Source organism: Actinomadura sp. NEAU-AAG7, from assembly GCF_018603865.1.
Lineage (GTDB): Bacteria > Actinomycetota > Actinomycetes > Streptosporangiales > Streptosporangiaceae > Spirillospora > Spirillospora litoris.
Window position 1 is genome coordinate 643,011 of the sequence record NZ_JAHFZY010000003.1, and the last position, 26,487, is coordinate 669,497.

A 26,487-nucleotide genomic window follows, 5' to 3' on the forward strand; every position below is an offset into this window, starting at 1 on the left:
CCACTCCAGACGTAGTACTACGTTTAAACCACTTCAAGTAGAGTACTACGAACGGAATCCCCTATGCGCAAGCTCGTCTACTACGTCGGAACGAGCCTCGACGGCTTCATCGCGGGCCCCGGCGGCGAGATCGACTTCCTGCCGGTCAGCGACCAGGTGATGGCCTGGATCGGCGAGCGCTACCCCGAGACGCTCCCGACGCACGTCCGCCCGCACCTCGGCATCCAGGACGCGCCGAACCAGCGCTTCGACACGCTCGTGATGGGCCTCGGGACCTACCGGCCGGCCCTCGACATCGGCGTGACCAGCCCCTACGCGCACGTCCGGCAGTACGTCGCCTCCACCACGCTGCCCGAGATCGCCGACCCCGCCGTGACGCTCGTCCGCGACCCGCTGGAGCTCGTCCGCTCGCTCAAGGCCGAGGACGGCGGCATGGACGTCTGGCTCGCGGGCGGCGGCAGGCTCGCCGCCGCGCTGCTGCCGGAGATCGACGAGATGGTCGTCAAGAGCTACCCGGTGGTGGCGGGGGCGGGCGTCCCCGCCTTCGCGGGCGGGTTCCGGCCGACCCGGTTCACGCCGACGGCGCGCGAGGAGTTCGACAACGGCACCCAGGTCACCTGGCTCACCCGCACGCCCCAGCCCGCATTGGGGTCCCGGCCGCTCGCGCATAGGGCCCTAGGGCCCTACGGCGGGTGATCACGAGCCCTTAGCCTCGTCGGCACCGGCGGATCGCGAGGTGTCGAGGGGGCAGATGATCTGGGTGAGGCCGGCGCTCGGCCTGCTGTCGGCCGCCGTGCTCGTGCCGGCCGTCGCGATCGTGGGGTACGGCGCGGTGGAGGGGGTGTCCGTCCCGCTGTCGATGTCTACGGTCTCGGCGACGTCGGCGCAGCGGAACGGGCGGGGCGCGGCCAGGGGGACCCGCGGCCTGCGCTACGTGAAGACGTTGCGCGGGCAGGGCGTCAGCCACGGCACGGTCACGGTCGGCGCGCGAGGGGTGGTGGTGCGGGGCACGCACCGGGACCTGCGCTGCGAGGACGGCCCGTCCTACCTGAAGATCACCGTGGTGCTGGCCGGGCTGCCCGACGCCGAGCACGCGGCGGGCCTCGCCTGCGGGCAGACCCGCGAGGTCGCCTTCGCCTACGCCTGGACGGGCGCGTCCTCGGCCGTCCACCTCCAGGTGTGCGGCCGCCGCCGCGACGCCTGCGGGGGCCGCAGCACGGTCCTGCGGCCGGGGTGAGGCGTCAGCACGGCCGCAGGCCCTCGACCGGCACGCCGCCGCCGAGGCGGCCGCAGATCGCGGTGGGCTGCGGCCGGCCGTCCTTCAGGGTGACCTTGACGAGCGTGAGGCCCCGGTTGCGGGGCCGCGGCGGGTCCCCGTGGTCGTTGGTGAAGTCGATGTCGCCGGTCGCCGAGCCGCCCCGCGTGATCCGCAGGTGCCGCAGCTCCTCCAGCACCGTCCCGGACGTGACGGACCGCTCGCCCGTCACCAGCCGGGGGCCGAGCAGGTCGTAGGCGTTCTGCGCGGCCTGGCTCAGCGCGAACGTGGCGTCGAAAGTGATGGCCATCTGGCCGTCCACCAGCAGCGGCTCGTCGGGCCGGACGCGGGGGGCGCCGATGCCGAAGCGGTTGCGGGCCATGAGGAAGAAGTCGCCGGTCACGTCGGCGTCCTTGGCGATCAGGTGGGGCAGGTAGGCGAACACGGTGTGGTACAGGGTGGTGTTCTGGGGGAGCGGCACCTCGTGCGGACCGGTGCCGAAGCGGGACTTGCTGACGTCGTCCCCCGCGATCAGGAGCAGGCGGTGCCGGGTGCAGCCGCCCTGGACGAGGCCGTTCATCAGGCCGGGCAGGTCCTCGGCACGCCCGGCGAAGTACACGAGGGTGTAGGGGAGCCGGCCGTTGTCGCAGGCGGCCTTGACCTTGCTGGAGATGTCGCCGGGGCCGCGGTAGCCGACGGTGTGGGGGGCGCGCGGCCGCAGCACGCTCACGACGTCACGGGCGATCTCGCTGCTGTAGACGTCGGTGGGCGGGCCGGAGGTGCGGGCGACGATCATGGCGCGGTCGACGCGTCCGCGCAGGCCGGCGTCGCGCAGGGCGGCGAGGCCGGCGGTGGCCTCTTCGCGGTTGGTGGCGGCCAGCCCGTAGAAGCGGGCGAGTCCGGGCAGCTCGTCGGAGGAGTTGACGGTGTCGATGACGGGCAGCCCGGCGGCGGTGAGCCGCTCGATCGCGGCCCGGGAGGAGCGGGTGTTGCGGCCGAGCCCGACGACGCCGACGATCGACGGGTCGCGCCGGGCCAGGTGCAGGGCGCGGTCGGCGGTCTCGCCGGCGAACGCCATGTCCTGGCCGGTGTTGGCGGGCAGGATCCGCAGCTTGAGGGTGTTGCCGATCTCGCCGGGCTGCCCACGGTGGTTGTTGCGGAGCTGGGCGAGGTAGGCGCCCGCGAGCTCGTGGACGCTGCTGACGGTCAGCTCGCTCTGCCCCGGGCTGGCGGTGAACGTCCCGGCGTAGATCATCGTCACGTACGGCTGGTGGTCGGCGACGACCGCGCGGTTCTCCTTGTCGATGTCGCGCTGGAGGTCGGCGAGGGTGATGTGGCCCCCGGCGTTGGCGGGGGAGGGGCGGCGGCGGTCGCCGTCCAGGGCGATGCTGTCGGCGCCGCGCTCGAAGCGGACCCCGCGGGTGGACACGCCGACGCACTCGCGGCTGCCGTCGGGGTTGGTCTGCTGGCGGGTGTCGCCGTTCCAGCCGACGGGGAAGCCGACGCTGCAGTAGGTGGAGCGCAGGTGCACCTGGGCGAAGGTGAGCGCGATGGCGAAGGCGACGGCGGCGGCGATGAGGCCGCGCCAGGACCAGAGCCACGTCCAGCGGGGGCGGCGGCGGGGGCGGAACGCGCCGTCGGGGCGGTCCGCGGCGGGCTCGCCCGCGACGGGGACGCGCAGCAGCCACGGGAGCGGGACCGACTCGCTCGGGCCGAGCGCGGCGCCGAGCGAGGACCGCCACCGCTCGTATCGGTCGCGGGCGTCCTCGCCGGGGGTGGGACCGCCGAGCCAGGCGTCGCGGGTGGCGGCGTCCACCGACGCGACGACCAGCAGCGGGTGGAGTTCGCTGCGGCGGGCGCGGATGTCGCTCATCGCCGCCAGCAGCGCGAGGCCGCCGTTGCCGTGCCCGGCGTGGGAGAGGAACACCACGAGCGGGGCGGGGCGCTTGAAGCCGCGCAGGCTCGGCGCGAACCGCCGGTACTGGTCGCGGACGTCCTCCAGCAGCGCGAATGTCTTGATGTGGAGCAGGAACCGGGCCGCGCCCGGCTCGGTGAGCCGTTCGGCGACCCGGTGCAGGCGGCCGTCGAAGCCGAGGTCGTCGCCGTCCTCGTCGCCGAGGGCGGCGAAGAACGAGGTCCGGGCGAACCAGCGGTAGCGGCCGCCGATGCCGACGCTGGCGAGCACCGGCAGCCAGACGCGCCGCGCGGACAGCCCGGCGACCAGCAGCAGGACCCCGGCGAGGACGGCGGCGGCGGTGACGAGGATGCGCCGCGGCGTCTGCTCGGCAATGCCGCCCGCGAGGACGGCGATCACCGCGACGAGCGACGCGCCGATCGTCGACCACCAGGCGGGAGCGCGCAGCGGCCCGCCCTGCCAGCGGAACAGCCCGGCATGGTCGTTCCAGCGTTCGACGGTCGAGACGGGAGAGCGCCGGTAGGGGGGAGCGGCGTCGCCGTCGTCGGGGGCGGGCGCGGCGGCGCGCTCGATCGTCCGGACGAGGTCGGAGCGGGGGAAGCGGGGGCGGCTGAACTGGGAGCGGGTCCGGCTCCAGGTGATCGGCTGGGAGAGGGCGTCGGCGAGCGCGATCGCCGCCGCGTCCGAGTCCGGCCCGGCGGGGGCCTCGGGGGAGACGAAGGGCAGCGCCATCTCGGCGGCGAGGTGCCGCAGCTCCTCCATGTGGGGCTCGGGGTCGTCCGGCCCGGCGGGTTCGAGGACGATCAGCGGGAACGGGCGCGCGTCGGGACGCCAGGGCAGCCGCCCGGTCATCCAGTCGAACAGCGCGGCCAGGCCGCGTCCTGATTCGGGTGGTGGGGGATTGCCCACGGCCGGCCCTCCGGGAGCGGGTCTCTACCTTCCGCCGAGCGTAGGGGCGGGCGCCCGGACGGGGCCCGGGGTCGGCCGGATGCGGACGGTGGCCCGGCGGAGGCGGGGGGTCAGGACGCGCGGGCGCGGAACGCGGCGCGGTAGGACTGCGGGGACGCGCCGACCCGCCGCGCGAAGTGGGCGCGCAGCGTCACCGGGGACCCGAAGCCCGCCTCGGCGGCGACCCGCTCGACCGGCAGGTCCGTGCTCTCCAGCAGCTGCTGGGCGCGGCGGACCCGGGCCCGCGACAGCCACTGCTGCGGCGTCGTCCCGGCCTGCTCGCGGAACCGGCGGGTCAGGGTGCGGACGCTGACGCAGGCGTGCCGGGCGATGTCCTCCAGCGCCAGCGGGCGGTGCAGGTTCGCCTCCAGCCAGGCGAGCGTGGGCTGGAGCGCGGTGCCGCCGTCCGGGGGGTCCTCGTGCCGGATGAACTGCGCCTGCCCGCCGTCGCGCTGCGGCGGCATGATGATCCGGCGGGCGGTGCGGGCGGCGGTCGCGGCGCCGTGGTCGCGGCGGACGAGGTGCAGGCACAGGTCGATCCCGGCGGCGACGCCCGCCGAGGTGAGCACCTGGCCGTCGTCCACGAACAGCACCGAGGCGTCCACCTCGACGCGCGGGTGCAGGCGGGCGAGGCGGCACGCGTACATCCAGTGGGTGGTGGCGCGCCGCCCGTCCAGCAGGCCGGCGGCGGCCAGCACGAACGCGCCCACGCAGATGGAGGCGATCCGGGTGCCGCGCGAGGCCGCGTCGCGCAGCGCGTCCAGCACCTCCGCCGGATGGTCGGCCGCGTTCCCGCGGTCGTGGAGCCGGTCGTGGCCGGGGACGACGATCGTGTCGGCCGCGGCGAGCGCGTCCAGCCCGAACGGGGGCTCCACCCGCATCCGCCCGACCGTCGCCGAGGTCTCCGTGCCGCCGGGCATCCCGCACACCCGCACCTCGTACAGGGGGACGTTCTCGCCGGTGGTGGACGAGCCGAACACCTGCCCGGGGACCGCCAGGTCGAACGCCACCACCCCGTCGAGCGCGAGCACCGCGACCACATGCATGGCCAGAACGTAGCGCACAGGGGCACTCGGGACACTGGCCGGGTGCCGGAAGCGCCGGGAGGATCGTGGCAACCGATCAGAGGAGACCTCGATGGGCGATACCTTCGCCGAGTTCGCGATGCCCGACACCGACCTCACCCGCGCGGCCTACGACCTGGCCTTCACCGCCGAGCAGCGTGCCCTCGCCCACCACAGCGTGCGGGTCTACCTGTTCGGGCGGGCACTGGGCGAGGCGCGGGGGCTGCGTCCCGGCGACGCCTACGACGACGAGCTGCTGTTCGTGGCGTGCCTCCTGCACGACATGGGGCTGACCGACGAGGGCGACGGCGACCAGCGGTTCGAGGTGGACGGCGCCGACGTCGCCGCCGGGTTCCTCGACGGCCAGGGCGTCGCGCCGGACCGGGTACGGGTGGTATGGGAGGCGATCGCCCTGCACACCAGCGTCGGCATCCCGCAGCGGATGCGCCCCGAGATCGCGCTGACCAGCGCCGGGGCCGGCCTCGACGTCGCCGGGCTGCACGCGGACAGGCTCCCGGACGGCTACGCCGACCGCGTGCACGCGGCGTACCCGCGGCTGAAGAAGGGCAGCGGGCTCACCCACCTGGTCGTCGACCAGATCGTCCGGAAGCCGGCCAAGGCGCCCTTCGGGTCGCTGCCCTACGAGATCGCGCGGCAGAGCGGAGTGGACCTCAAGGTCCCGTCGTGGGCCGAGCAGCTTGAGCGGGCGTGGAGCGGCGTCGCCTGATCCGCGTCTCCCGCCCCCGGGGACGGGATCGCCCGCGCCCCCGGGGCGACGGGGACGCGGGCGATGCTTCCGATGGCCTGGCCGGAACGGTCCCGCCGGGCGCGGCCGCTCAGGTGGCCAGGACCGCCTGGAGGAAGTCCCGGGTGCGCTGCTCGGACGGCTCGCCGAACATCCGCTCCGGCGGGCCCTCCTCGACGATCTGCCCCTGGTCGAACATCAGGACCCGGTCGGAGATGTCCTTGGCGAAGGTCATCTCGTGGGTGACGCACAGCAGCGTGAGGTCGCTCTGTCGGGCGATGTCGCGCAGCAGATCCTGGACGCCGACGACCAGCTCGGGGTCGAGCGCGGAGGTCACCTCGTCCAGCAGCAGCACCTGCGGCTCCATCGCCAGCGCCCGCGCGATCGCGACCCGCTGCTGCTGCCCGCCCGACAGCTGCGACGGGTGCGCGTCGATCTTGTCGGCGAGCCCGACCAGGTCGAGCAGGCCCTTGGCGCGCTCGACGGCCTCGTCCCTCGGCACCCCGAGCACGCGCATCGGCCCCTCGGTGAGGTTGCGCAGCACGTTCATGTTCGGGAACAGGTTGAACTGCTGGAACACCATCCCGATCCGCTTGCGCATCTCGTGCAGGTGCTTCTGGTTCGCCGGGACGCGCTTGCCGCCCCGGTCCATGTGCCACAGCGGGTCGTCGCCGACGAAGATCAGGCCCCCGTCGGGCTTCTCCAGCGTCATCAGCAGCCGCAGGATCGTGGTCTTGCCCGACCCGCTCGGCCCGATGAGCGTCACCCGCTCGCCCGGCGCGACCGTGAAGTCGAGCTCGCGGAGCACGGTGTTGCTCCCGAACCGCTTGATCACCTTCTCGAAGCGGATGCCGGGGGCGCTGCCCCGCAGGGGCGCCGCGTCCTTCTCTGGGGTGGTGTCAGTTGGTGGCATAGTGCCTCTCCAGGCGGCGGAGGAGAATCGACGAGATGACGCTGACCACGATGAACAGCACGCCCACCATGGTCATCGGCTCCAGGTACTCGAACGTCCTGGCGCCCACCGACCGCGCGGAGGTGAGCAGCTCGGGGACGCCGATCGCCAGCAGCAGCGGCGAGTCCTTGAACATCGCGATCAGGTAGTTGCCGAGCGTCGGGATCACCTTGCGGACCGCCTGCGGCAGGACGACGTCCAGCCACACCCGCGTCCGCGGCAGGTTCAGCGCCTTGGCCGCCTCCCACTGCCCGCGCGGGACGTCGGCGATCCCGGCCCGGTACACCTCGGCCATGTAGGTCGAGTAGTGGATCCCGAGCATGAGGACGCCGACGGTCAGCTTCCCGAACGTCAGGCCCCAGGTGGGCAGGACGTAGAAGGCGAAGAACAGCTGGGGGATCAGCGGGGTGCACCGGATGAACTCGGTGACCCACCGCACCACCTGGCGCACGACCACGTTCGGCGTGCGGCGCAGCAGCGCCCACACCAGGCCGAGGACGACCGCGATCAGGTAGCCGAGCAGCGTCGCGATGACGGTGTAGCGCAGGCCCCGCAGCAGGTCGGGGATGATGTCGCCGGTGTAGCTCCAGTCCCACTCCATCAGCTCGCCACCCCCGCTCCGGGCGCGCCCGCCGCGAGCGTGCCGAGTTCGGGCTCACGCGAGGGGCGCCGGCCGAGCATGCGGTCGACGCGGGCCTCGGCGAAGCGGACGAAGAGCTGCAGGATCTGCGCGATGACGAAGTAGATGACGAGGACCAGCGAGAACGACGCGACCGTCTCGCCGGTGCTGCTCTGCAGGTTCTTGGAGACCGTCGTCAGGTCGGTCAGCCCGACCAGCGACACGATCGCCGTGCCCTTCATCAGCTCGATGAGCAGGTTGCCGAAGGGCGGCAGCATCAGCGCGAACCCCTGGGGGAGCAGGACGCGCCGCATCCGCTGGAGCGGCGTGAAGTTCAGCGCGATCGTCGCCTCGTACTGCGCTCGCGGCACCGCCTTGATCGAGCCGCGCACGACCTCGGCGCCGTAGGCGCCGATGTTCAGCCCGAGCGCGAGCACCGCCGCGAACATCGTGGAGTTCAGCCTGATGCCGACCAGCGGCAGCGCGTAGAAGAACCAGAACAGCAGCACCAGCGTCGCGGTGCCGCGGAAGAACTCCACGTACACGCGGTTCAGCACGCGGATCCAGGCGTGCCGCGAGGTGCCGGCCAGCCCGAACACCAGGGCGAGCACGAGTGCCACGCCGCTGCCGTAGACCGTGAGCTGGAGGGTGAGCCACGCGCCCTTCAGCCACTGCTCGTAGCCGTCGAGGACTTCGGACACCTGATCATCCCTTGCAGAACTTGGCGGCGGTGTCGGCGGCCGTCGGGATCTCCGCCTGGGTGAACCCGAACGGCTGGATGATCGGCAGCAGCCGGTTGCCCTGCTTCAGTTCGGCGAGCTTGCCGTTGAAGGCGGTCACGAGGTCGCTGTCGGCCTTGCGGAACGCGAACGCGCCCGCGCCGAACTGCTCCTTGCCGTCGATGACCGGCGTGAAGGGCGCGGTCACCTCATACGGCTCGCCCTCGTGCTTGGTCAGCAGGTCGGCGAGCGAGATGCGGGTGAGCCAGATGCAGTCGATGCGGCCGGCCTTCAGGCCCTCGAAACCGCTGGCCTGGTCGGCGAACACCTGGATGTTCCCCTTCTTCACGCCGCTCTTCTCGGCATAGCCCTGTTCGACGGCGCCTTCCAGCACCCCCACCTTCACGCCCTTCTTCCCCGGGTCGTCCTGCTTGAGCAGGCCCTTGGGGTTGCCCTTGCGGACCATGAACGCGCTCTTGGCGACGTACTCCGGGTCGGAGAAGGCCACCGAATTGCACCGCTCGGGTGTGATGAACATTCCCGCCGCGACGAGGTCGAACCGTTTGGCGTTGAGCCCGGCGATGAGGCCGGAGAAGTCGACCTGGACGCCGGCCACCTTGTCGATCCCGAGTTCCTTGAAGACCACCCGCGCGAGTTCGGGCGCCTCCCCGGTCAGCTTCCCGGACTTGTCGGTGTAGCCGTAGGGCGCCTCGTTGGCGAAACCGACCGTGATCTTGCCGGCGTCCTTGGCCTTCTGCAGCGAACCGCCGCCCGACTTCTCCTCCTTGGGGTCCGTCGTCGAGCAGCCCGCGGCGGCCAGCGGCACCGCCGCGGACAGCAGGACGGCGGAACGCAGGAAGTCGCGTCTCGAAGAAGTCATCGTTGAACTCCTGGATGGTGTGCCGCCGCGCCCGCGGGGGGCCGGATGCCCCCCGCGGGCGCGGGGATGATCGGTCGGGGTTATCGAATTGTTGTCAGACGACCGGCGTGAAGTCGCGGGCCCCGATGAACGAGGGACGCGGCGCGGGTGCGGCGAACGGCTCGACGCACGTGTTCTCGACGCTGTTGAACACCACGAACACGTTGGAGCGCGGGAACGGGGTGATGTTCCCGTTCGAGCCGTGCATGCAGTTGCAGTCGAACATGGTCGCCGAGCCCGCCGGGCCCGTGAACAGCTCGATCCCGTGCTTGTCGGCGAGGATGGACAGGCTGCCCGGGTCGGGCGTGCCGATCTCCTGGCCGCGCAGGGATTCCTTGTAGTGGTCGGACGGGGTCTCCCCGACGCAGGCCACGAAGGTCTTGTGCGAACCAGGCATGATCATTAGCCCGCCATTGTGCACGAAATTCTCGGTGAGCGCGATGGAAATGCTCACCGCGCGCATGCGCGGCATCCCGTCCTCGGCGTGCCACGTCTCGAAGTCCGAGTGCCAGTAGAAGTCCTTGCCAGTGAACCCTGGCTTGTAATTGACCCGGCTCTGGTGCACGTAGACGTCGGAGCCGAGGATCTGCCGGGCCCGCCCGACCACGCGCGGGTCGCGGACGAGCGCCGCGAACACCTCGCTGATCCGGTGGACCTCGAAGATGGAGCGGACCTCGTCCGAGCCGCGCTCGGTGACGGTGCGCTCGTCGGCGAGGATCGCGGGGTCGGCGGCCATCCGGCGCAGCTCGGCGCGGTAGTCCTCGACCTCGGCGGGCGTCAGCAGCTCCTCGACGCTGAGGTAGCCGTTGGCGTCGAAGGAGTCGAGCGTGGCGGAGTCGATGGGACCGTCCTGCGGCTTCCCGTACACGACGGGATCCTGGCGGTACAGCAGGGCGGCCTCGGCGGCCTTGCGGGTGGGGTAGGAGTCGTCGAGCGTGGGATGGGACTCGATGATGCTCATCAGGCGTCCTCCTCCTTGAGCAGCGGGTAGATGCCGTTCTCGTCGTGGACCTCCCGGCCCGTGCAGGGCGGGTTGAAGACGCAGACGGTCCGCACGTCGGTGTGGGCACGCAGGGTGTGGTGCTCGTGCCCGTCCAGCAGGTACATCACGCCGGGCTCGATGCGGTGCTTCTCGCCGGTCTCCTCGTTGACCAGTTCCCCCTGACCCCCGATGCAGTAGACGGCCTCGATGTGGTTCGCGTACCACATCCGCGTCTCGGTGCCGGCGTACAGGATGGTCTCGTGCAGCGAGAAGCCCACGCCCTCCTTGGCCAGGACGAAGCGGCGGCTGCACCAGGTCTCGGCCCGCACGTCGCGCTCGGTGTCGATGATCTCCTCAAGGGAACGTACGATCATGAATCTCCTCTTTCCGCTGAAGCCGTGACGGTGTGTCGATGGGGCCGGGGCCCGTGCGGGCGCGGCTCAGACCGCCACGGCCGAGCGGACGGCCTCGACGGACTCGGCGACGATCTCCAGGCCGCGGCCGAGGTCGGCCTCGCTGGTGGTGAGCGGCGGCAGCAGCTTCACCACCTCGCTCTCCGGCCCGGAGGTCTCCATCAGCAGCCCGCGGCTGAACGCCTCCTCGCACACCTTGGGCGCGAGGTCGGCGTCCGACATGACCAGGCCCCAGGCGAGGCCCCGGCCGCGGACGGAGTCGATCGCCCCGGCGTGCTGGAGCGCGATCGCGTTCAGCGCCGTCTCGACCTGCTGGCCCTTGGCGAGCGTCTGCTTCTCCATCCCGGCGCCCAGCCAGTACTCCTCCAGCGCGGCGACGGCGGTCACGAACGCCGGGTTGAAGCCGCGGAAGGTGCCGTTGTGCTCGCCCGGCTCCCACACGTCCAGGTCGCGGCGCATCAGCGTGACCGCGAACGGGAGCCCGTAGCCGCTGAGCGACTTGGACAGGCAGACGATGTCGGGCGTGATCCCGGCCTCCTCGAAGCTGAAGAACGGCCCGGTGCGCCCGCAGCCCATCTGCACGTCGTCGACGATCAGCAGGATGTCGTGGCGGCGGCACAGGTCCTGGAGGCCGCGCAGCCACTCGGCGGTCGCGACGTTGATGCCGCCCTCGCCCTGGATCGTCTCGACGATCACGGCGGCGGGCTTGTCCAGGCCGCTGCCGCTGTCGTCCAGCATCGTCTCGAACAGCAGGAAGTCGGGCGTGCGGCCGTCGAGGTAGTTGTCGTAGGGCATCGCCACGCCGTGGCCGAGCGGGACCCCGGCGCCGGTGCGCTTCATCGAGTTGCCCGTGACGGCCAGCGCGCCGAGCGTCATCCCGTGGAAGGCGTTGGTGAAGCTCACGATGGTTTCGCGGCCGGTGTACTTGCGCGCCAGCTTCAGCGCGGCCTCCACCGAGTGGTTGCCCGCCGGGCCGGGGAACTGGACCTTGTAGTCCAGGCCCCGCGGCGCGAGCACGTACTCGTTGAACCGTTCCAGGAAGTCTCGCTTGGCCGTGGTGTACATGTCGAGCCCGTGCACCACCGCGTCGCCGGCGAGGTAGTCGATGAGCCGGCGTTTCAGTTGCGGGTTGTTGTGCCCGTAGTTCAGCGTGCCGGCGCCGGCGAAGAAGTCGAGGTAGGTGCGTCCGTTCTCGTCGGTCATGTGGCTGCCCTTGGCGGTCGTGAACACCGTGGGCCATCCTCGGCAATAGCCGCGGACCTCAGATTCCATGCGGGCGAAAACGTCCATGGTCTGCCTCCGGCAGGTGTGGATGGGAGCGGGGTTGCGTGCGGACGAACGGGGCGGGTGGACGGACATCTCGTGTGGGCGATCGTGTCGCGGGCGGTTCAAGCCGTCGTTCTGGTGCAAGCCGTCGGTCGGGGGCGCGGAGTCGGGGGCGGTCGGGTCGGGGATGCGGGCTGATCGGGCGGGCCGATCGGTGCGGGCGATCCGTCCGGGTGATGGGCCGTCGGCGATCGCCGCGGCGGTGGCCGCGCGGGCGATGGGCCGGTGCCGGGACATCCGCCTAGTTCACGCCGGGGAGCGGGCCGATCCGGAAGAGGACCTCGGGCTCGTGCCCCCTGCCGGGAAAGTGCTCGGTCCCGAACAGGGGGCTGCGGTCCAGGTCGCAGCCGTGATCGCGGGCGAACGAGGAGAACATCGCGGTGGAGGCGGCGTTGTCCGGCGTCACGGTCGCCTCCAGGTACCGCTGGCCGCGGGCCACCTGGCGGCCCGCGAGCTGGTCCAGCATGCGGCGGGCGAGGCCCCGGCCGCGGTAGGACTCGTCGACGGCCACCTGCCAGACGAAGAACGTGTCGGGACGGGCCGGCCGCACGTAGCCGGTGATGAATCCGCAGAGCGCGGATCCGTCACGGGCCACCACGGAGGTGTCGGCGAAGTCGCGGCACCACAGCGTGTAGCTGTAGGGCGAGTTGACGTCCAGGACGTGGGACTCGTTCGCGATCCGCCACAGCCCGGGGCCGTCGGTGAGGCTCGGCTCCTGGAGTTGCACGTCCGCGTTCGTCTCGGTCCGTTCGGGGCGTCGGGTCGGTGATTCCAGGGGTTGCGCTGCCATGTCCAGGCAACTTAGCGAATCGCGCCGCGTGATCGCTCCGGAATGTTATCTGCGAGATGTTTAGGACGCTCGCGCAATGGGTATGGCAGTACGCTTGCCAATTTCGGACATATTTCGACGATGTTAACGCCGTGCCGCGGCGCGCATTTCCCCCTGTTATCCAGGCGGGACTGCCGAATGGGCGGACGACCCCTCGTGCGGCCCATCTGCCCGTCACTCTAGTAAGTACTCGGGTTGGGGGGAGCTGAATTCTGTATCGGTTGTGTGAGGTGAATCACTGAGATTCGCTGACAACGCGCCGCTGTGTGGGGGCGTCGTCACGCGTCTGCGGAGGTCGGACCGGTCCCCGCCACGCTGGGGCGGGTGGGGATCAAGGTATGAACCCGGGCATCCCGGCATGTCTCACACTCACCTTGCGACGAGACGTGCCATCTGTCCAGGCAAGGGTTTGGTGGCCGGAGGGTAAGGCTTCGGCCGGTTTTTCGGACGTCCCCCGGCGCCATCGGGGCCGCGCGGGAACGCGCGGCCCCGTTCCATTCCGGATCCACCGCCCGGCGCGTTGCGGCGGCCCCGTAATCGAGGCTTGCCGGAACCGGTCAGGTGGCTTCCCGGAGATTTTCAGATTGCTTCCAGCCGCCTGCGGGCGAGCATTCAGCGGGCGTCCGCGAAACGGTCGGTCGCCTCGATGAGCCGGTGCAGGATGCCCGGCTCGCTATAGGCGTGGCCCGCGTCGTCCACGAGGTGGAACTCCGCCTCCGGCCACGCCCGGTGCAGGTCCCACGCCGTCGCCGCGGGCGTGCACACGTCGTAGCGGCCCTGCACGATCACGGCCGGGATGTGGCGGATCCTGTCCACGTCCCGGATGAGCTGCTCCGGCTCGAAGAACCCCTCGTTGACGAAGTAGTGGTTCTCGATCCGCGCGAACGCGACCGCGTAGTCGGGCTCGGCGAAGCCCGCCGCCAGCTCGGGGTCGGGCCGCAGCGTCACCGTCGACCCCTCCCACGTCGACCACGCCTTCGCCGCCGCCACCCGGACGTCGCGGTCCGGGGAGTTCAGCCGCTCGTGGAAGGCCGCGATGAGGTCCTCCCGCTCGTCCTCGGGGATCGGTTCGACGTAGCTCTCCCACAGGTCGGGGAACAGCAGCGACGCGCCCTCCTGGTAGAACCAGTACAGCTCGAACGGCCGCAGCGTGAAGATGCCGCGCAGCACCAGCTCGCTCACCCGCTCCGGATGCGTCTGCGCATACGCCAGCGACAGCGCGCTGCCCCAGCTCCCGCCGAACACCAGCCACCGCTCGATGCCCAGGTGCCCGCGCAGCCGCTCCATGTCGGCGACGAGGTTCCAGGTGGTGTTCGCCTCCAGCGACACGCCCGGGTCCTTGGCGTGCGGCAGGCTCCGCCCGCAGTTGCGCTGGTCGAACAGCACGATCCGGTACGAGTCCGGGTCGAACTGGCGGCGGTGCGCCGCGCTGCACCCGCCCCCCGGGCCGCCGTGCACCATCACCGCCGGCTTCCCCTCGGGGTTCCCGCAGACCTCCCAGTAGACGCTGTCGCCGTCGCCGACGTCGAGCAGCCCGGAGTCATACGGCTCGATCGGCGGATACAAGGTGCGAAGTTCCATGGTGCGCGATTGTCCCACCAGCGCTTCCTCACCGCGTCTTCGTCGCGTTCCCGTGTCGCGGGGGTGTGACACGTGGCACCGTGGGACCGGGCCGAACGCGCACCGCGAAAACCGTGATCAGGCGTCCTGCGTGCGCGAACGTCCCGCGAGCATCAAGAATCCAAACCCCCAAACTGGGCAAACGCTCTGCGGGAGCGCACTAGAGTGCCTTTCGTGAGCGAAGCGACGAGCCGTAGGGCGAGGAGTGAAGCGAGCACCATGTCCATGGCAGCCCCGCGAACGCGGCTCCGAGCCGCCAGGCGAGGAACAAAGTGAGTGAGCTGAACGGATCGGGTGGTTCGCGCGGGATCCCGGACGCGGGCTCCCCCTGGCCCGCGATGGGCCGCGACCCCGCCCAGCAGCCGATACAGATGTCCAAGCCCGGCGAGGCCACCCGTCCGGAGGTGGAGCAGCCCGAGGCCCAGCCCTGGGACATCGTCGAGCGGCTCCGCCAGATGGCCGACCTCATCGGCGACGCCCTCGCCGCGGGCGAGCGCAAGGTCAGCGAGACGCAGACCGAGACCGCCGCCCAGGTCGCCGCCGTGCAGGCGGAGAAGGAGTCGGCGCAGCGGGACGCCGCGGCCGCGTGGGGTGAGGTGCAGCGTGCGCGCGGTCAGGCCGAGCAGGCCGACCGCCGCGCCGTGGAGGCCGAGCGCCGCGTCGCCGAGACGCAGACCGAGTCCGCCGCGCAGCTCGCCGCCGTGCAGGCGGAGAAGGAGTCGGCGCAGCGGGACGCCGCGGCCGCGTGGGGTGAGGTGCAGCGTGCGCGCGGTCAGGCCGAGCAGGCCGACCGCCGCGCCGTCGAGGCCGACCGCAAGGCCGCCGACGCCGAGCGCCGCACCGCCGAGGTCCAGAACGAGGCCGTCACCCAGATCGCCGCGCTGCAGACCGAGAAGGAGGCCGCGCAACGCGACGCGGCCGCCGCCTGGAACCAGGCCCAGCAGGGCCGCACCCAGGCCGACCAGCTCCGCGGCCAGGCCGAGCAGGCCCGCATGCAGGCCGACCAGGCCCGCGGCCAGGCCGAGCAGGCCCGCGCCCAGATGGAGCAACTCCAGGCGCAGGTCGAGCAGGCCGAGCGCCGTGTCGCCGAGGCCGAGGCGACCGTCCGGCAGGCGATCCAGCAGCGCGACGCGATGAGCGAGGCCCGCGACGACGCCCTGCGCGCCGTCGAGGACGCCGTCGGCGGCCGCCGCTCCGCCGAGGCCGAACGCGACCGCGTCGCCGACCAGGCGTCCGAGCTGTCCCGCGCCCTGGAGAACGCGCACGCCGAACTCGCCGCGCTGCGCGCCAAGGTCACCGACGCCGAGATGACCGCGCAGAACCTCCAGCACGCCGTCGTCGCCGCCGGCAAGGAGGCCGACGAGACCCGCCGCCGCGCCGAGTCCTCCGAGCGCCGCGCCCAGGAGAACGAGCGCCGCGCCCAGGACGCCGAGCGCCGCGCCGCCGACGCCGAGCGCCGCGCCCAGGACGCCACCGTCCGCGCCGAGACCGCCGAGGCCGAGCGCCAGCAGGCCCTCGACACCGCCGCGCAGTCGCTGGAGGCCGCCAAGAAGGCCGAACGCGAGCGCGACAACGGCGCCAAGACCCGCGAGGCCGCCGAACGCACCCGCGAGGCCGCCGTCCAGGCCCAGGCCCGCGCCGAGTCCGAGCTGACCCTCGCCCGCGGCCGCGCCGACCAGGCCGGCCGCGAACGCGACAAGGCCGTGGCCGGCATGCGCCAGATGGCCGCCGAACGCGACGCCATCGCCGAGAAGCTCGCCGAACGCGACCAGTGGGTCGACCAACTGGCCCAGGCCGTCACCGAGCAGCGCGCCTCGATAGCCGAGCTGTCCCAGGAGCGCGACGCCGCCCGCAACGCCGCCGACCAGGCCCGATCCCTGATAGACGAGCTGACCCGCCAACTCCGCACCATCATGCCCAACGGTTCCCCTACTCCGTTCTGATTGAAGTGCCCTCGGCGTCGGTCGCTGGCGCTCCCTCCTTCAACGGGCACTTCGCGATCGCCGGCATCGCTCCGAACTCGCCTGGCGGCTCGCTGCGCGGTCAGGTTCTCGCAGGCTCGAACCTGGCTTCGCACGCGATCGCGGGCCGGGCTCGTTGACGGCTGAGCCGTCGGCCGAGGTCGCCGCGCCCCGAGTGGTGCGGTAGGCGTACCTGCACCGGCCACCCCAGCCCGCGCCGGCGGGTGGGTGTCGGTCTGAACCTCGGCCGTCAGCGTGCGGGAAGGTTGCGATCGCGTCCGAAGGCAGATGCGAGCGAAGCAAGCATCTGATCGCGAAGCGAGCCGCCAGGCGAGTTCGGAGCGATGCCGGCGATCGCCCGCAGTTCCCGCCGAAGGAGGGAGCGCCAGCGACCGACGCCAAGGGGACTGCCAGTAAGCTGGTACTCCGTGGACAGTGAGACTGTTCCGCCTCGCAACGACCACGGGAGCGTCTTCTTGCCTTCGGCAGCCCCTGGTAGGCCCCGCCCTACCAAGCATCTCTTCGTCACCGGCGGTGTCGCCTCAAGCCTCGGCAAGGGACTGACGGCGTCCAGTCTGGGGCGGCTTCTCACGCTTCGGGGCCTGCGGGTCACGATGCAGAAGCTCGACCCCTATCTCAACGTCGACCCCGGGACGATGAACCCGTTCCAGCACGGGGAGGTCTTCGTCACCGACGACGGGGCGGAGACCGATCTGGACATCGGCCACTACGAGCGGTTCCTGGACACCGAGCTGCACGGGTCCGCGAACGTGACCACGGGGCAGGTCTACTCGAACGTGATCGCCAAGGAGCGGCGCGGCGAGTACCTCGGGGACACGGTGCAGGTGATCCCGCACATCACCAACGAGATCAAGGACCGGATCCGGGGGATGGCCGCCGACTCCGAGGTCGACGTGGTGATCACCGAGGTCGGGGGGACGGTCGGGGACATCGAGTCGCTGCCCTTCCTTGAGTCGGTGCGGCAGATCCGGCACGAGATCGGGCGGGACAACTGCTTCTTCCTGCACGTGTCGCTGCTGCCCTACATCGGGCCGTCGGGGGAGCTGAAGACCAAGCCGACGCAGCACTCGGTGGCGGCGCTGCGCTCGATCGGCATCCAGCCGGACGCGATCGTGTGCCGGTCGGACCGGCCGATCACCGACGGGCTCAAGCACAAGATCAGCCTGATGTGCGACGTGGACCGGGAGGCCGTGGTGTCGGCGGTGGACGCCGCCTCCATCTACGACATCCCGAAGGTGCTGCACTCGGAGGGGCTGGACGCGTACGTGGTGCGGCGGCTCGGGCTGCCGTTCCGCGACGTGGACTGGGGCGCGTGGGACGAGCTGCTGCGCCGCGTCCACAAGCCCGCGCGGGAGGTCACGATCGCGCTGGTCGGCAAGTACATCGACCTGCCCGACGCGTACCTGTCGGTGACCGAGGCGCTGCGGCACGGCGGGTTCGGCAACGACGCCAGGGTGCGGATCCGGTGGGTGAAGAGCGACGACTGCGAGACGCCTGAGGGCGCCAAGCGGGAGCTGGACGGCGTCGACGGCGTGCTCATCCCCGGCGGGTTCGGCGTGCGCGGGATCGAGGGGAAGGTCGGCGCGGTCCGGCACGCGCGGGAGAACCGGGTGCCGCTGCTCGGCATCTGCCTGGGCCTCCAGTGCATGGTGATCGAGGCGGCGCGGACCCTCGCCGGGCTGGACGGGGCGGGCAGCACCGAGTTCGAGGCGTCCGCCGAGCATCCGGTCGTGGCGACGATGGCCGACCAGGTCGACGTGGTCGCGGGCGAGCGCGACATGGGCGGGACGATGCGGCTCGGGCTGTACCCCGCCGACCTCGCCGACGATTCGCTGGTGCGCGAGCTGTACGGGGAGGCGAAGGTGTCCGAGCGGCACCGGCACCGGTACGAGGTCAACAACGCCTACCGCGACCGGCTGGAGGAGGCGGGGCTGCGGTTCAGCGGCCTGTCGCCGGACGGGCGGCTCGTGGAGTACGCCGAGCTGCCGGGCGGGCAGCACCCGTTCTTCGTCGGCACGCAGGCGCATCCGGAGTTCCGGTCGCGGCCGACGCGCCCGCATCCGCTGTTCACCGGGCTGGTGTCGGCGGCGCTGGACTATTCGGCGGCGCGGGGCCAGGGCGACGCGGGCCGGGTGGCGGCGTCGTGAGCGGCGGGCTCGGGCCCGACGACGTCCGCGACCGTCCGGAGCGGTGGGAGGTCACCGGGGAGGAGGCCGTCTTCACCGGGCACGTGTTCGGGGTGCGCCGCGACACGGTGGTGATGCCGCGCGGCGAGGGGACCGAGGGCGTCGGGCGGGACGTCATCGTCCATCCCGGGTCCGTGGGCATCCTCGCGCTCGACGAGCACGACCGCGTGCTGCTGCTGCGGCAGTACCGGCATCCCGTCGCCTACCTGCTGTGGGAGGCGCCCGCCGGGCTGCGGGACGTGGCGGGGGAGCCGCTGCACAAGCTCGCCGAGCGGGAGCTGCTGGAGGAGGCGGGCTACCGCGCCGACCGGTGGGACACGCTGGTCGACGTGTTCCCCTCGTCCGGGATGTCGGACGAGCGGGTCCGGATCTTCCTGGCCCGGGGCCTCACCGAGGTGCCCGCCGCCGAGATCGACTTCGAGCGGGTGCACGAGGAGGCCGACATGCCGGTCGTGTGGGTGCCGCTTGGGGAGGCCGTCCGGAAGGTCCTCGCGGGCGAGGTGCACAACATGATCGCCACGGTGGGCATCCTCGCCGCGCACGCCGCGCGGGCGGACGGGTTCGGCGGGCTGCGGCCGGTGGACGCCCCCGAGGGCTGAGGGCGCGCGCCGCCGCGATGAGGTCTCGCGGCGGCGCGGGAGGGGGCATGATGGGCACGACCCACCCGGGCGCGACCCGCCCGCGGCCGCACGGCTCCGCCCCGATCGCCAGAAGAGGTGCCGCACTGTCCCCGAGCACGACCGGCCGGCCCCCCGCGCGGGACGCCGGCGCGGGTTCCCCGCTGGACTCGGCCGTGCGCACCTATCTCGGGCACCTGGCCGTCGAGCGCGGGCTGGCCGCCAACACCCTCAGCTCCTACCGGCGCGACCTGCGGCGCTACGCGCTCGTGCAGGGGGAGCGGGGCCGCACGTCCATCGACCAGATCACCGAGGACGACGTCCGCGCGTTCCTGGTGGGGCTGCGGGAGGGCGACCCCGGCCATCCGCCGCTGTCGGCGGGGTCGGCGGCGCGCGCGCTCGTCGCGGTCCGCGGGCTGCACCGGTTCGCGGTGCGGGAGGGCCTCGCGCCCGGCGACCCCGCGGGCGACGTCAAGCCGCCCACGCCGCCCCGGCGGCTGCCCAAGGCGATCTCGCTGGACGAGGTCGAGCGGCTCCTCGCGGTGGCGGCGGGGCCGGCGGAGGGCGACGCGGGCGCCGCGCGGGGGCTGCGCGACCGGGCGCTGCTGGAGCTGCTGTACGGGTCGGGGGCGCGGATCTCCGAGGCCGTCGGCCTGGACGTCGACGACCTCGACCTGGCGGAGGGGTTCGCGCGCGTCGCCGGCAAGGGCGGCAAGGCCCGGATCGTCCCGATCGGCGACTACGCCCGGCAGGCCGTCGAGGGCTACCTGGTGCGCGCGCGCCCCGGGCTGGCCGCCGCCGGACGCGGCGTCCCCGCCCTGTTCCTCAACGCGCGGGGCGGGCGGCTGTCGCGGCAGGGCGCGTGGATGGTGCTGCGCGCCGCCGCCGACCGGGCCGGGCTGTCGGAGGTGTCCCCGCACACGCTGCGGCACTCGTTCGCGACGCACCTGCTGGACGGCGGCGCCGACGTGCGCGTCGTGCAGGAGTTGCTCGGACACGCCTCGGTGACCACCACACAGGTCTACACTCTCGTCACGGTGCAGTTGCTGCGCGAGGTGTACGCCACCTCGCACCCCCGCGCGCGGAGCTGACAAAAGCCGCTGCCCGCGCGCGTCGGCTTGAGCCTGGAGAGGCGGGGGCCTAGAGTCCCCGTTCTGGATGGCGTTTCCGGCCACCCGGGGAGGGATCTGGTGACCAGCAGGAACCGTGCGGAGGGAGTGCTCTCGTCCGCCACCATAGAGACCGACCCGAGTCGGGCCCTCGGTCCGACGCAGCGCCCCGTCCCGGTGTTCCCCGAGCCGGAGCCGCTGGAGGAGCACGGTCCCGCCCGCATCGTGGCCGTGTGCAACCAGAAGGGCGGGGTCGGGAAGACGACCACGACCATCAACCTGGGTGCCGCGCTCGCCGAGTACGGGCGCCGTGTGCTGCTCGTCGACTTCGATCCGCAGGGCGCGCTGTCGGTGGGCCTGGGCAAGGGCGACCCCCGCCAGCTCGACATCACGATCCACAACCTGCTGCTGGAGAAGGACACCGAGTGGGAGGACGTCGTCATCGAGACCGGTGTCGACGGCATGGACCTGCTCCCCAGCAACATCGACCTGTCGGGCGCCGAGGTGCAGCTCGTCCACGAGGTCGGGCGCGAGTACATCCTGCAGCAGACGCTGAAGTCGGCCGTCCCGCACTACGACTACATCCTCATCGACTGCCAGCCCTCGCTCGGCCTGCTGACCGTCAACGCGCTGGCCGCCAGCGAGGGCGTGCTGATCCCGCTGGAGTGCGAGTACTTCGCGATGCGCGGCGTCGCGCTGCTGATGGAGACGATCGACAAGGTGCAGGGCCGGATCAACCCCGACCTGGTCATCGACGGCGTCCTCGGCACCATGTACGACTCGCGGACCCTGCACACCCGCGAGGTCCTCGGCCGCATCGTCGAGGCGTTCGGCGACAAGGTCTTCCACACCGTCATCAACCGCACGGTGCGCTTCCCCGACGCGACCGTCGCGGGCGAGCCGATCACCTACTTCGACCCCAACTCGATGGGCGCGAACGCCTACCGCGGCCTGGCCCGGGAGGTGCTCGAACGGTGGGCGCAGGTCGGCTGAGGGCGACCGGCCGGTAAGGAACCCCGATGGCCCAGCCCCCCGGGACCCCGTACGGTCCGCCGCCCCCGGGCTTCCCGCCGTTCCAACCGGCACCGCCTCCGCGCGGGTCGGCGCGCCTCGTCATCGTGCTGGTCGTGGCGGCCGCGGTGTTCGCCCTGGTGGTCGCGGGCGCCGTCGGCTACCTCGTGCTGAGCGGCGGCGACGCGGACGGCGACGACGACCTCGGCCCCACCGACCTGCGCAGGCCGCTGACGTTCCAGCAGGTCGCCGCGGTCACCGCGCCCCCGTGCGCCGCCGGGACGCTCCCGGACGCCGAGCCGACCCCGAAGAAGGCGCCCGAGTGCTTCCGGACGGCGCCGGGCGGCCTGACCGTCCGGCACGTCGAGGCGATCAAGGCCGCCCCGCCGGACGCCGCGTCCGGTCAGACGAGCTGGAGCGTCCAGCTGACGCTGGCCTCCGCCGACGCGGCCGGGTTCGCCCGGCTGAGCGGGCAGGCCGCCCAGAGCGCCGCCGGGTCCCCGGGCCAGCGGATCGCCATGATCGTCGACGGGCGGGTCGTGTCCGCTCCGGCGGTGCAGGGCGGCCCGATCACCGGCGGCGAGGTGTCGATCAGCGGCACCTTCACCCAGACCGAGGCGCGCGACCTCCTCCGCCTGATGACCGGGCGTGGGACCTCCTGACGCCGCGGCGGGCCCGTCCTCCGCTACGGTGAGCGACGTGGACGAGACGCCGCCGGATCCGGGGGGAGGCCCGAGTGAGAGCCCCGACGGGGGCGAGCACGGGTTCCGCGTCCACCTCGACAACTTCGACGGCCCCTTCGACCTGCTGCTCGGCCTGATCTCCAAGCACAAGCTCGACATCACCGAGGTGTCGCTGCACAAGGTCACCGACGACTTCATCGCGCACATCCGCTCCCACGGCAGCGAGTGGGACCTCGACCAGGCCAGCCACTTCCTGCTGGTCGCGGCGACGCTGCTCGACCTCAAGGCGGCGCGGCTGCTGCCCTCCGGCGAGGTCGACGACGAGGAGGACCTCGCGCTGCTGGAGGCCCGCGACCTGCTGTTCGCGCGGCTCCTGCAGTACCGTGCCTACAAGGAGGTCGCCCAGGTGATCTCCGGGCGGATCGCCGACCAGAACCGCCGGTTCCCCCGGCTGGTGCCGATGGAGCCGAGGTTCGCCAACCTGCTGCCGGAGGTGCTGCTCGGCCTCGGGCCCGAGGAGTTCGCGCGGCTCGCCGCCAAGGCGCTCACCCCGAAGGCGCCGCCTTCGGTGTCGGTCGAGCACATGTACCAGCCGAGGGCCAGCGTGAAGGAGCAGGCCGCGATCGTCGTGGAGCGGCTGCGCAGGCTCCGCACGACGACGTTCCGCGTCCTCGCGGCCGACGCCGAGGGCACCTACGAGGTCGTGGCCCGGTTCCTGGCGCTGCTGGAGCTGTACCGGGAGCAGGCGGTCACGTTCGAGCAGCCCGAGCCGCTCGGGGAGCTGCGCGTCACCTGGACCGGCACCGACGACGGCGAGGTGGCCGTCGGCGACGACTACGAGGGCGCCCCCGAGCCGGGCGGCGCCCGCGAGGACGGGGGAGCGGATGACTGAGGCGCCGGACGGCCCGGAGCTGCCGGGGCTGCGCGCCTCGGTCGAGGCGATCCTGCTGGTGGTGGACGAGCCGGTCGCCGAGATCACCCTCGCCCAGCTGCTGGAGCGGCCCCGCGGCGAGGTCGCCGCGACGCTGCGCGGGCTGGCCGCGGAATACACCGAGCAGGGCCGGGGGTTCGACCTCAGGGAGGTCGCCGGCGGCTGGCGGTTCTACACCCGGGACGTGTGCGCCCCGGTGGTGGAGCGGTTCGTCACCGACGGGCAGCAGGCGCGGCTCACCCAGGCCGCGCTGGAGACCCTCGCCGTCGTCGCCTACCGGCAGCCGGTGAGCCGCGCGCGGGTGTCGGCGATCCGGGGCGTCAACAGCGACGGCGTCATGCGGACCCTGACCCTGCGCGGCCTCATCGAGAACGCCGGGCAGGAGCCGGAGACGCAGGCGCACCTGTACCGCACCACCGGGTACTTCCTGGAGCGGCTGGGGCTGCGCGGCCTCGACGAGCTGCCCGAGCTGGCCCCCTACCTTCCCGACGACCTGCCAGAAGACATAGTTGAGGACACGTGACAGACAACGAGGGCGTACGGCTGCAGAAGGTCCTGGCCGAGGCCGGGATCGGCAGCCGCCGCCACTGCGAGGAACTGATCGGCGAGGGCCGGGTCACCGTCGACGGCAAGAAGGTGTTCCGGTTCGGTGAGCGCGTGGATCCCCAGCGCGCCGTCATCCACGTCGACGGCAAGCGCGTCGAGACCCGCGCCGAGATGCGCTACTACGCGATCAACAAGCCGCGCGGCGTGGTGTCGACGATGGCCGACGAGCGGGGCCGCAAGTCCCTCGCCGACTACGTGGAGGTGCCCGAGCGGCTGTTCCACGTCGGCCGGCTCGACACCGACACCGAGGGCCTGATCCTGCTCACCAACGACGGGGAGCTGTCGCACCGGCTCACCCACCCGTCCTACGGGGTGTACAAGACCTACCTCGCCGAGATCCACGGGCCGATCCCGCGCGACCTCGGCAAGCGGCTCAGGGCCGGGATGACGCTGGAGGACGGGCCCGCCAAGGCCGACAAGTTCCGCGTGTTCGACCAGGTCGGACGGCGCGTGCTGGTGGAGATCACCCTGCACGAGGGGCGCAAGCACATCGTCCGGCGGCTGCTGAAGGAGGCCGGGTTCCCGGTGCAGCAGCTCGCCCGCATAGAGTTCGGGCCGGTCAAGCTCGGCTCGCTGAAGCCGGGCACGATGCGCGCGCTGACCGTGCGGGAGGTCGGCGAGCTGTACAAGGCCGTGGACCTGTAGCCACGGCCCGGCGGGGGCCGCCCGGCCCCCGCAGGCACCAGGGAGGGGACGAGCCAGTGGCGGTACGCGCGGTCCGCGGGGCGACGCAGATCGAGGCCGACGACCGGGACCAGATCCTGGAGGCGACGGCGGAGCTGGTCGGCGAGGTCATGTCCCGCAACGGGCTGACCACCGACGACGTGATCAGCGTGATCTTCACGGTCACGCCCGACCTGACGGCGGAGTTCCCGGCGCTCGCCGCGCGCAAGCTCGGCTTCCACGACGTGCCGCTGCTGTGCGCGACGGAGATCGGCGTGCCGCGCGCGCTGCCCCGGGTGATCCGGCTGATGGCGCACATCGAGACCGGCCGCCCCCGCTCGGACGTCCACCACGTCTACCTGCGCGGCGCGACGGCGCTCCGCCTGGACATCGCGCAGTAGCGCGCGGGTGGTACACGGGTAGCACACGCCGCCGGTGCGCGGGAGCGCACGTTGGAAGGGCTCGGCGGCGCTCGGCAGGGGCCGGGCGCCACTAGGCTGGCGGGCGTGAACCAGGACATGACGGGCCGCCGGGTCATCGTGGTCGGGACCGGGCTGATCGGCACCTCGATCGCGCTGGCGGCGCGCGGACGCGGCGCGGAGGTGCTGCTGGCCGACCGGGACCCCGGCGCGCTGGAGCTGGCCGTGGAGCTGGGCGCGGGCGACCCGCTGCCCGCCGGCGCGCCCGACCGGCGGGCCGACGTCGCGGTGCTCGCGGTGCCGCCCGCCGCCGTGGCCGTCACGCTGCTGGACGCGCAGAAGCGCGGCCTCGCGGCCGTCTACACCGACGTGGCCAGCGTGAAGGCGCTGCCGCTGGAGCAGGCCGCCGCGCTCGGCTGCGACCTGGCCTCGTTCGTCGGCGGCCACCCGCTCGCGGGCAGCGAGCGGTCGGGCCCGTCGGCGGCGCGCGCCGACCTGTTCCTCGGCCGCCCGTGGGCGCTGTGCCCGCCGCCGGCCGCCGCGCCGGAGGCGGTCGAGGCCGTCGCCGCACTGGCGCGGGCGTGCGGCGCGACGCCCGTGGAGGTGGAGGCCGCCGAGCACGACCGGGCGGTCGCGCTCGTCTCGCACGCCCCGCACGTGGTGTCGGCCGCCGTCGCGGCGCGGCTGACCGGCGCCGACGACGTCGCGCTCGGACTGTCCGGGCAGGGCGTCCGGGACGTGACGCGCATCGCCGCGAGCGACCCCCGGCTGTGGATCGGCATCCTGTCGGCCAACTCCGCGCCGGTCGCCGACGTGCTGGAGGCCGTCGCCACCGACCTCGCCGTCGCGGCCTCGCTGCTGCGCGACGGCAGCGAGGAGGCCGCCGGGCACGTCGCCGACCTGCTGCTGCGCGGCAACGCCGGCCGGTCCCGGATTCCCGGCAAGCACGGCGGCGAGGCGCCCGCCTACGCGACGGTGCAGGTGGTCGTCCCCGACCGCCCCGGCGAGCTGGCGATGATCTTCCAGGCGGTGGGGATCGCCCAGGTCAACATCGAGGACGTGACGATCGAGCACTCGCCGGGCCGCCCGCTGGGCCTGCTGGAGATCTCGGTGGTCCCCGAGGAGGCCGAGCGGCTGGCGGCGGAGCTGCGGGCCCGCGGCTGGTCCGTCCCCGGCTGACCGGTCCGCGTGCCCGGCCGGGGCCAACCGGTCTCACCGGTCGTCCCAGGCCGGTAGCCTGATGCGCTGGGCCTCGCAGGGACCAACGACGCCAAGAGAGGGAGCGATCGTGCCGATCGTCATCGCCATGGACGGCCCGTCCGGGTCCGGGAAGTCCAGCGCGTCCAAGGGGGTCGCCCGCGCGCTCGGCCTGCGCTACCTCGACACCGGCGCCATGTACCGCGCCATGACGTGGTGGATGCTGCGCGAGGGCGTGCCGGTCGAGGACCCGGCCGCCGTCGCCGCCCGCGCGATGGACCCCGTCCTGGACTCGGGCACCGACCCCGCCGCGCCCACGATCACCGTGGACGGCGCGGACGTGTCGGGCCCGATCCGCACCCGCGAGGTGACGAACGCGGTGAGCGCGGTCAGCTCCGTCCCGGCGGTGCGGACGCGGCTCGTGCAGCTGCAACGTGAGATCATCGGTATCGGCGGGATCGTGGTGGAGGGACGCGACATCGGCACGGTCGTCGCACCGGACGCCCAGGTCAAGGTGTACCTCACCGCGAGCGAGGAGGTGCGGGCCAGGCGCCGGGCCGGTGATCTGGCCGCCGACCCGGGCGCGTCGGTGACCGTGACGCGGGCCGAGCAGGCCCGGCGGGACCGGATCGACTCCACCCGCGCGGCCTCGCCGCTGACCAAGGCGGCCGACGCCCAGGAGATCGACTCGACCGAGCTGGGGCTCGACGAGGTCATCGAGGCGGTCGTCCGCCTCGTGAAGGAGCGGGAGTAGCGGGGCCGCAGGCCACCGCGGGG

At 72.7% G+C, this 26,487-nt stretch carries 26 protein-coding genes; 15 read left to right on the plus strand and 11 right to left on the minus strand.

Annotated features, from left to right (window positions below; genetic code table 11):
- The first annotated feature begins 63 nt into the window (after positions 1–63).
- Positions 64–696 carry a dihydrofolate reductase family protein gene (locus tag KLI87_RS17570; RefSeq protein WP_214617884.1) on the plus strand — a complete coding sequence of 211 codons (633 nt, stop codon included), beginning with the start codon at positions 64–66 and terminating at the stop codon, positions 694–696.
- A 55-nt stretch (positions 697–751) separates the two neighbouring features.
- The gene (locus KLI87_RS17575; protein WP_214617885.1) at positions 752–1,237 is read left to right on the plus strand and encodes a hypothetical protein; all 486 of its coding nucleotides are present in this window, start codon (positions 752–754) and stop codon (positions 1,235–1,237) included.
- A gap of 4 nt (positions 1,238–1,241) precedes the next feature.
- Here the strand turns inward: KLI87_RS17575 and KLI87_RS17580 are convergent, their stop codons facing one another.
- Both KLI87_RS17580 and KLI87_RS17585 read right to left on the minus strand, forming a co-directional pair.
- Positions 1,242–4,079, minus strand: a complete 2,838-nt coding sequence (locus KLI87_RS17580) for a hypothetical protein (RefSeq protein WP_214617886.1) — start codon at positions 4,077–4,079, stop codon at positions 1,242–1,244.
- Between the two features lie 110 nt (positions 4,080–4,189).
- Positions 4,190–5,164, minus strand: a complete 975-nt coding sequence (locus KLI87_RS17585) for a GlxA family transcriptional regulator (RefSeq protein WP_156218383.1) — start codon at positions 5,162–5,164, stop codon at positions 4,190–4,192.
- 91 nt (positions 5,165–5,255) lie between these two features.
- Here KLI87_RS17585 and KLI87_RS17590 point away from each other — a divergent pair, with 91 nt between their 5' ends.
- A complete protein-coding gene (locus KLI87_RS17590; protein ID WP_156218382.1) occupies positions 5,256–5,909 on the plus strand; it encodes an HD domain-containing protein in 654 nt (217 codons plus the stop codon).
- Between the two features lie 109 nt (positions 5,910–6,018).
- Here the strand turns inward: KLI87_RS17590 and ehuA are convergent, their stop codons facing one another.
- From ehuA to pip, 9 genes are all read right to left on the minus strand, one after another.
- Complete coding sequence (gene ehuA / locus KLI87_RS17595) at positions 6,019–6,840, minus strand: ectoine/hydroxyectoine ABC transporter ATP-binding protein EhuA (protein WP_156218381.1); 822 nt, start codon at positions 6,838–6,840, stop codon at positions 6,019–6,021.
- Positions 6,827–7,480 (minus strand): ectoine/hydroxyectoine ABC transporter permease subunit EhuD, encoded by a 654-nt coding sequence (gene ehuD, locus KLI87_RS17600; RefSeq protein WP_156218380.1) that lies wholly within the window; start codon positions 7,478–7,480, stop codon positions 6,827–6,829. Before ehuD ends, ehuA begins: the two co-directional genes overlap by 14 nt.
- On the minus strand, positions 7,480–8,199 hold the full coding sequence (ehuC, locus tag KLI87_RS17605; RefSeq protein WP_214617887.1) for an ectoine/hydroxyectoine ABC transporter permease subunit EhuC: 720 nt from the start codon (positions 8,197–8,199) through the stop codon (positions 7,480–7,482). Before ehuC ends, ehuD begins: the two co-directional genes overlap by 1 nt.
- A gap of 4 nt (positions 8,200–8,203) precedes the next feature.
- Positions 8,204–9,097: an ectoine/hydroxyectoine ABC transporter substrate-binding protein EhuB gene (gene ehuB / locus KLI87_RS17610; RefSeq protein ID WP_156218379.1), complete on the minus strand. Its 894-nt coding sequence runs from the start codon at positions 9,095–9,097 to the stop codon at positions 8,204–8,206.
- Positions 9,098–9,191: 94 nt separating this feature from the next.
- Positions 9,192–10,097, minus strand: a complete 906-nt coding sequence (thpD, locus tag KLI87_RS17615; protein WP_156218378.1) for an ectoine hydroxylase — start codon at positions 10,095–10,097, stop codon at positions 9,192–9,194.
- Entirely contained in the window at positions 10,097–10,492 is a 396-nt protein-coding gene (locus KLI87_RS17620; protein ID WP_156218377.1) for an ectoine synthase, read from the minus strand. Before KLI87_RS17620 ends, thpD begins: the two co-directional genes overlap by 1 nt.
- Before the next feature lie 66 nt (positions 10,493–10,558).
- Positions 10,559–11,821: a diaminobutyrate--2-oxoglutarate transaminase gene (gene ectB / locus KLI87_RS17625; RefSeq protein WP_156218376.1), complete on the minus strand. Its 1,263-nt coding sequence runs from the start codon at positions 11,819–11,821 to the stop codon at positions 10,559–10,561.
- A gap of 277 nt (positions 11,822–12,098) precedes the next feature.
- On the minus strand, positions 12,099–12,647 hold the full coding sequence (gene ectA, locus KLI87_RS17630; RefSeq protein ID WP_156218375.1) for a diaminobutyrate acetyltransferase: 549 nt from the start codon (positions 12,645–12,647) through the stop codon (positions 12,099–12,101).
- A 651-nt stretch (positions 12,648–13,298) separates the two neighbouring features.
- Positions 13,299–14,267, minus strand: a complete 969-nt coding sequence (gene pip, locus KLI87_RS17635; RefSeq protein ID WP_214617888.1) for a prolyl aminopeptidase — start codon at positions 14,265–14,267, stop codon at positions 13,299–13,301.
- A gap of 311 nt (positions 14,268–14,578) precedes the next feature.
- Between pip and KLI87_RS17640 the strand changes: the two genes are divergently transcribed.
- The 12 genes from KLI87_RS17640 (at position 14,579) to cmk (ending at position 26,464) form a co-directional block, all read left to right on the plus strand.
- Complete coding sequence (locus tag KLI87_RS17640) at positions 14,579–16,249, plus strand: hypothetical protein (RefSeq protein WP_214617889.1); 1,671 nt, start codon at positions 14,579–14,581, stop codon at positions 16,247–16,249.
- 494 nt (positions 16,250–16,743) lie between these two features.
- A complete protein-coding gene (locus KLI87_RS17645; RefSeq protein ID WP_156218372.1) occupies positions 16,744–18,435 on the plus strand; it encodes a CTP synthase in 1,692 nt (563 codons plus the stop codon).
- The gene (locus KLI87_RS17650; protein ID WP_214617890.1) at positions 18,432–19,073 is read left to right on the plus strand and encodes an NUDIX hydrolase; all 642 of its coding nucleotides are present in this window, start codon (positions 18,432–18,434) and stop codon (positions 19,071–19,073) included. Before KLI87_RS17645 ends, KLI87_RS17650 begins: the two co-directional genes overlap by 4 nt.
- 47 nt (positions 19,074–19,120) lie before the next feature.
- Positions 19,121–20,182: a site-specific tyrosine recombinase XerD gene (locus KLI87_RS17655; RefSeq protein WP_374225452.1), complete on the plus strand. Its 1,062-nt coding sequence runs from the start codon at positions 19,121–19,123 to the stop codon at positions 20,180–20,182.
- A 126-nt stretch (positions 20,183–20,308) separates the two neighbouring features.
- A complete protein-coding gene (locus KLI87_RS17660; RefSeq protein ID WP_374225459.1) occupies positions 20,309–21,193 on the plus strand; it encodes a ParA family protein in 885 nt (294 codons plus the stop codon).
- Between the two features lie 26 nt (positions 21,194–21,219).
- Positions 21,220–21,873, plus strand: coding sequence for a hypothetical protein (locus tag KLI87_RS17665; RefSeq protein WP_214617891.1), 654 nt, complete (start codon positions 21,220–21,222; stop codon positions 21,871–21,873).
- A 37-nt stretch (positions 21,874–21,910) separates the two neighbouring features.
- Positions 21,911–22,786 (plus strand): ScpA family protein, encoded by an 876-nt coding sequence (locus tag KLI87_RS17670; protein ID WP_214617892.1) that lies wholly within the window; start codon positions 21,911–21,913, stop codon positions 22,784–22,786.
- On the plus strand, positions 22,779–23,348 hold the full coding sequence (scpB, locus tag KLI87_RS17675) for an SMC-Scp complex subunit ScpB (RefSeq protein ID WP_156218370.1): 570 nt from the start codon (positions 22,779–22,781) through the stop codon (positions 23,346–23,348). The genes KLI87_RS17670 and scpB overlap by 8 nt, the downstream gene beginning before the upstream one ends.
- Positions 23,345–24,076, plus strand: coding sequence for a pseudouridine synthase (locus tag KLI87_RS17680; RefSeq protein ID WP_214617893.1), 732 nt, complete (start codon positions 23,345–23,347; stop codon positions 24,074–24,076). Before scpB ends, KLI87_RS17680 begins: the two co-directional genes overlap by 4 nt.
- 56 nt (positions 24,077–24,132) lie before the next feature.
- Positions 24,133–24,495 carry a chorismate mutase gene (gene aroH / locus KLI87_RS17685; protein ID WP_214617894.1) on the plus strand — a complete coding sequence of 121 codons (363 nt, stop codon included), beginning with the start codon at positions 24,133–24,135 and terminating at the stop codon, positions 24,493–24,495.
- 117 nt (positions 24,496–24,612) lie between these two features.
- On the plus strand, positions 24,613–25,692 hold the full coding sequence (locus KLI87_RS17690) for a prephenate dehydrogenase (RefSeq protein WP_156218498.1): 1,080 nt from the start codon (positions 24,613–24,615) through the stop codon (positions 25,690–25,692).
- Between the two features lie 109 nt (positions 25,693–25,801).
- Positions 25,802–26,464: a (d)CMP kinase gene (gene cmk / locus KLI87_RS17695; RefSeq protein WP_308166054.1), complete on the plus strand. Its 663-nt coding sequence runs from the start codon at positions 25,802–25,804 to the stop codon at positions 26,462–26,464.
- Positions 26,465–26,487: the final 23 nt, after the last annotated feature.

What these genes read in the sequence shown, in the direction of transcription:
- KLI87_RS17590 (WP_156218382.1), top strand. Translation starts at nt 5,256, where the DNA reads ATGGGCGATACCTTCGCCGAGTTCGCGATGCCCGACACCGACCTCACC.
- thpD (WP_156218378.1), bottom strand. Translation starts at nt 10,097, where the DNA reads ATGAGCATCATCGAGTCCCATCCCACGCTCGACGACTCCTACCCCACC.
- pip (WP_214617888.1), bottom strand. Translation starts at nt 14,267, where the DNA reads ATGGAACTTCGCACCTTGTATCCGCCGATCGAGCCGTATGACTCCGGG.
- KLI87_RS17575 (WP_214617885.1), top strand. Translation starts at nt 752, where the DNA reads ATGATCTGGGTGAGGCCGGCGCTCGGCCTGCTGTCGGCCGCCGTGCTC.
- scpB (WP_156218370.1), top strand. Translation starts at nt 22,779, where the DNA reads ATGACTGAGGCGCCGGACGGCCCGGAGCTGCCGGGGCTGCGCGCCTCG.
- ectA (WP_156218375.1), bottom strand. Translation starts at nt 12,647, where the DNA reads ATGGCAGCGCAACCCCTGGAATCACCGACCCGACGCCCCGAACGGACC.
- KLI87_RS17585 (WP_156218383.1), bottom strand. Translation starts at nt 5,164, where the DNA reads ATGCATGTGGTCGCGGTGCTCGCGCTCGACGGGGTGGTGGCGTTCGAC.
- ehuA (WP_156218381.1), bottom strand. Translation starts at nt 6,840, where the DNA reads ATGCCACCAACTGACACCACCCCAGAGAAGGACGCGGCGCCCCTGCGG.
- ehuB (WP_156218379.1), bottom strand. Translation starts at nt 9,097, where the DNA reads ATGACTTCTTCGAGACGCGACTTCCTGCGTTCCGCCGTCCTGCTGTCC.
- KLI87_RS17655 (WP_374225452.1), top strand. Translation starts at nt 19,121, where the DNA reads ATGATGGGCACGACCCACCCGGGCGCGACCCGCCCGCGGCCGCACGGC.
- ehuD (WP_156218380.1), bottom strand. Translation starts at nt 7,480, where the DNA reads ATGGAGTGGGACTGGAGCTACACCGGCGACATCATCCCCGACCTGCTG.
- KLI87_RS17665 (WP_214617891.1), top strand. Translation starts at nt 21,220, where the DNA reads ATGGCCCAGCCCCCCGGGACCCCGTACGGTCCGCCGCCCCCGGGCTTC.
- KLI87_RS17570 (WP_214617884.1), top strand. Translation starts at nt 64, where the DNA reads ATGCGCAAGCTCGTCTACTACGTCGGAACGAGCCTCGACGGCTTCATC.
- KLI87_RS17620 (WP_156218377.1), bottom strand. Translation starts at nt 10,492, where the DNA reads ATGATCGTACGTTCCCTTGAGGAGATCATCGACACCGAGCGCGACGTG.
- KLI87_RS17690 (WP_156218498.1), top strand. Translation starts at nt 24,613, where the DNA reads ATGACGGGCCGCCGGGTCATCGTGGTCGGGACCGGGCTGATCGGCACC.
- ectB (WP_156218376.1), bottom strand. Translation starts at nt 11,821, where the DNA reads ATGGACGTTTTCGCCCGCATGGAATCTGAGGTCCGCGGCTATTGCCGA.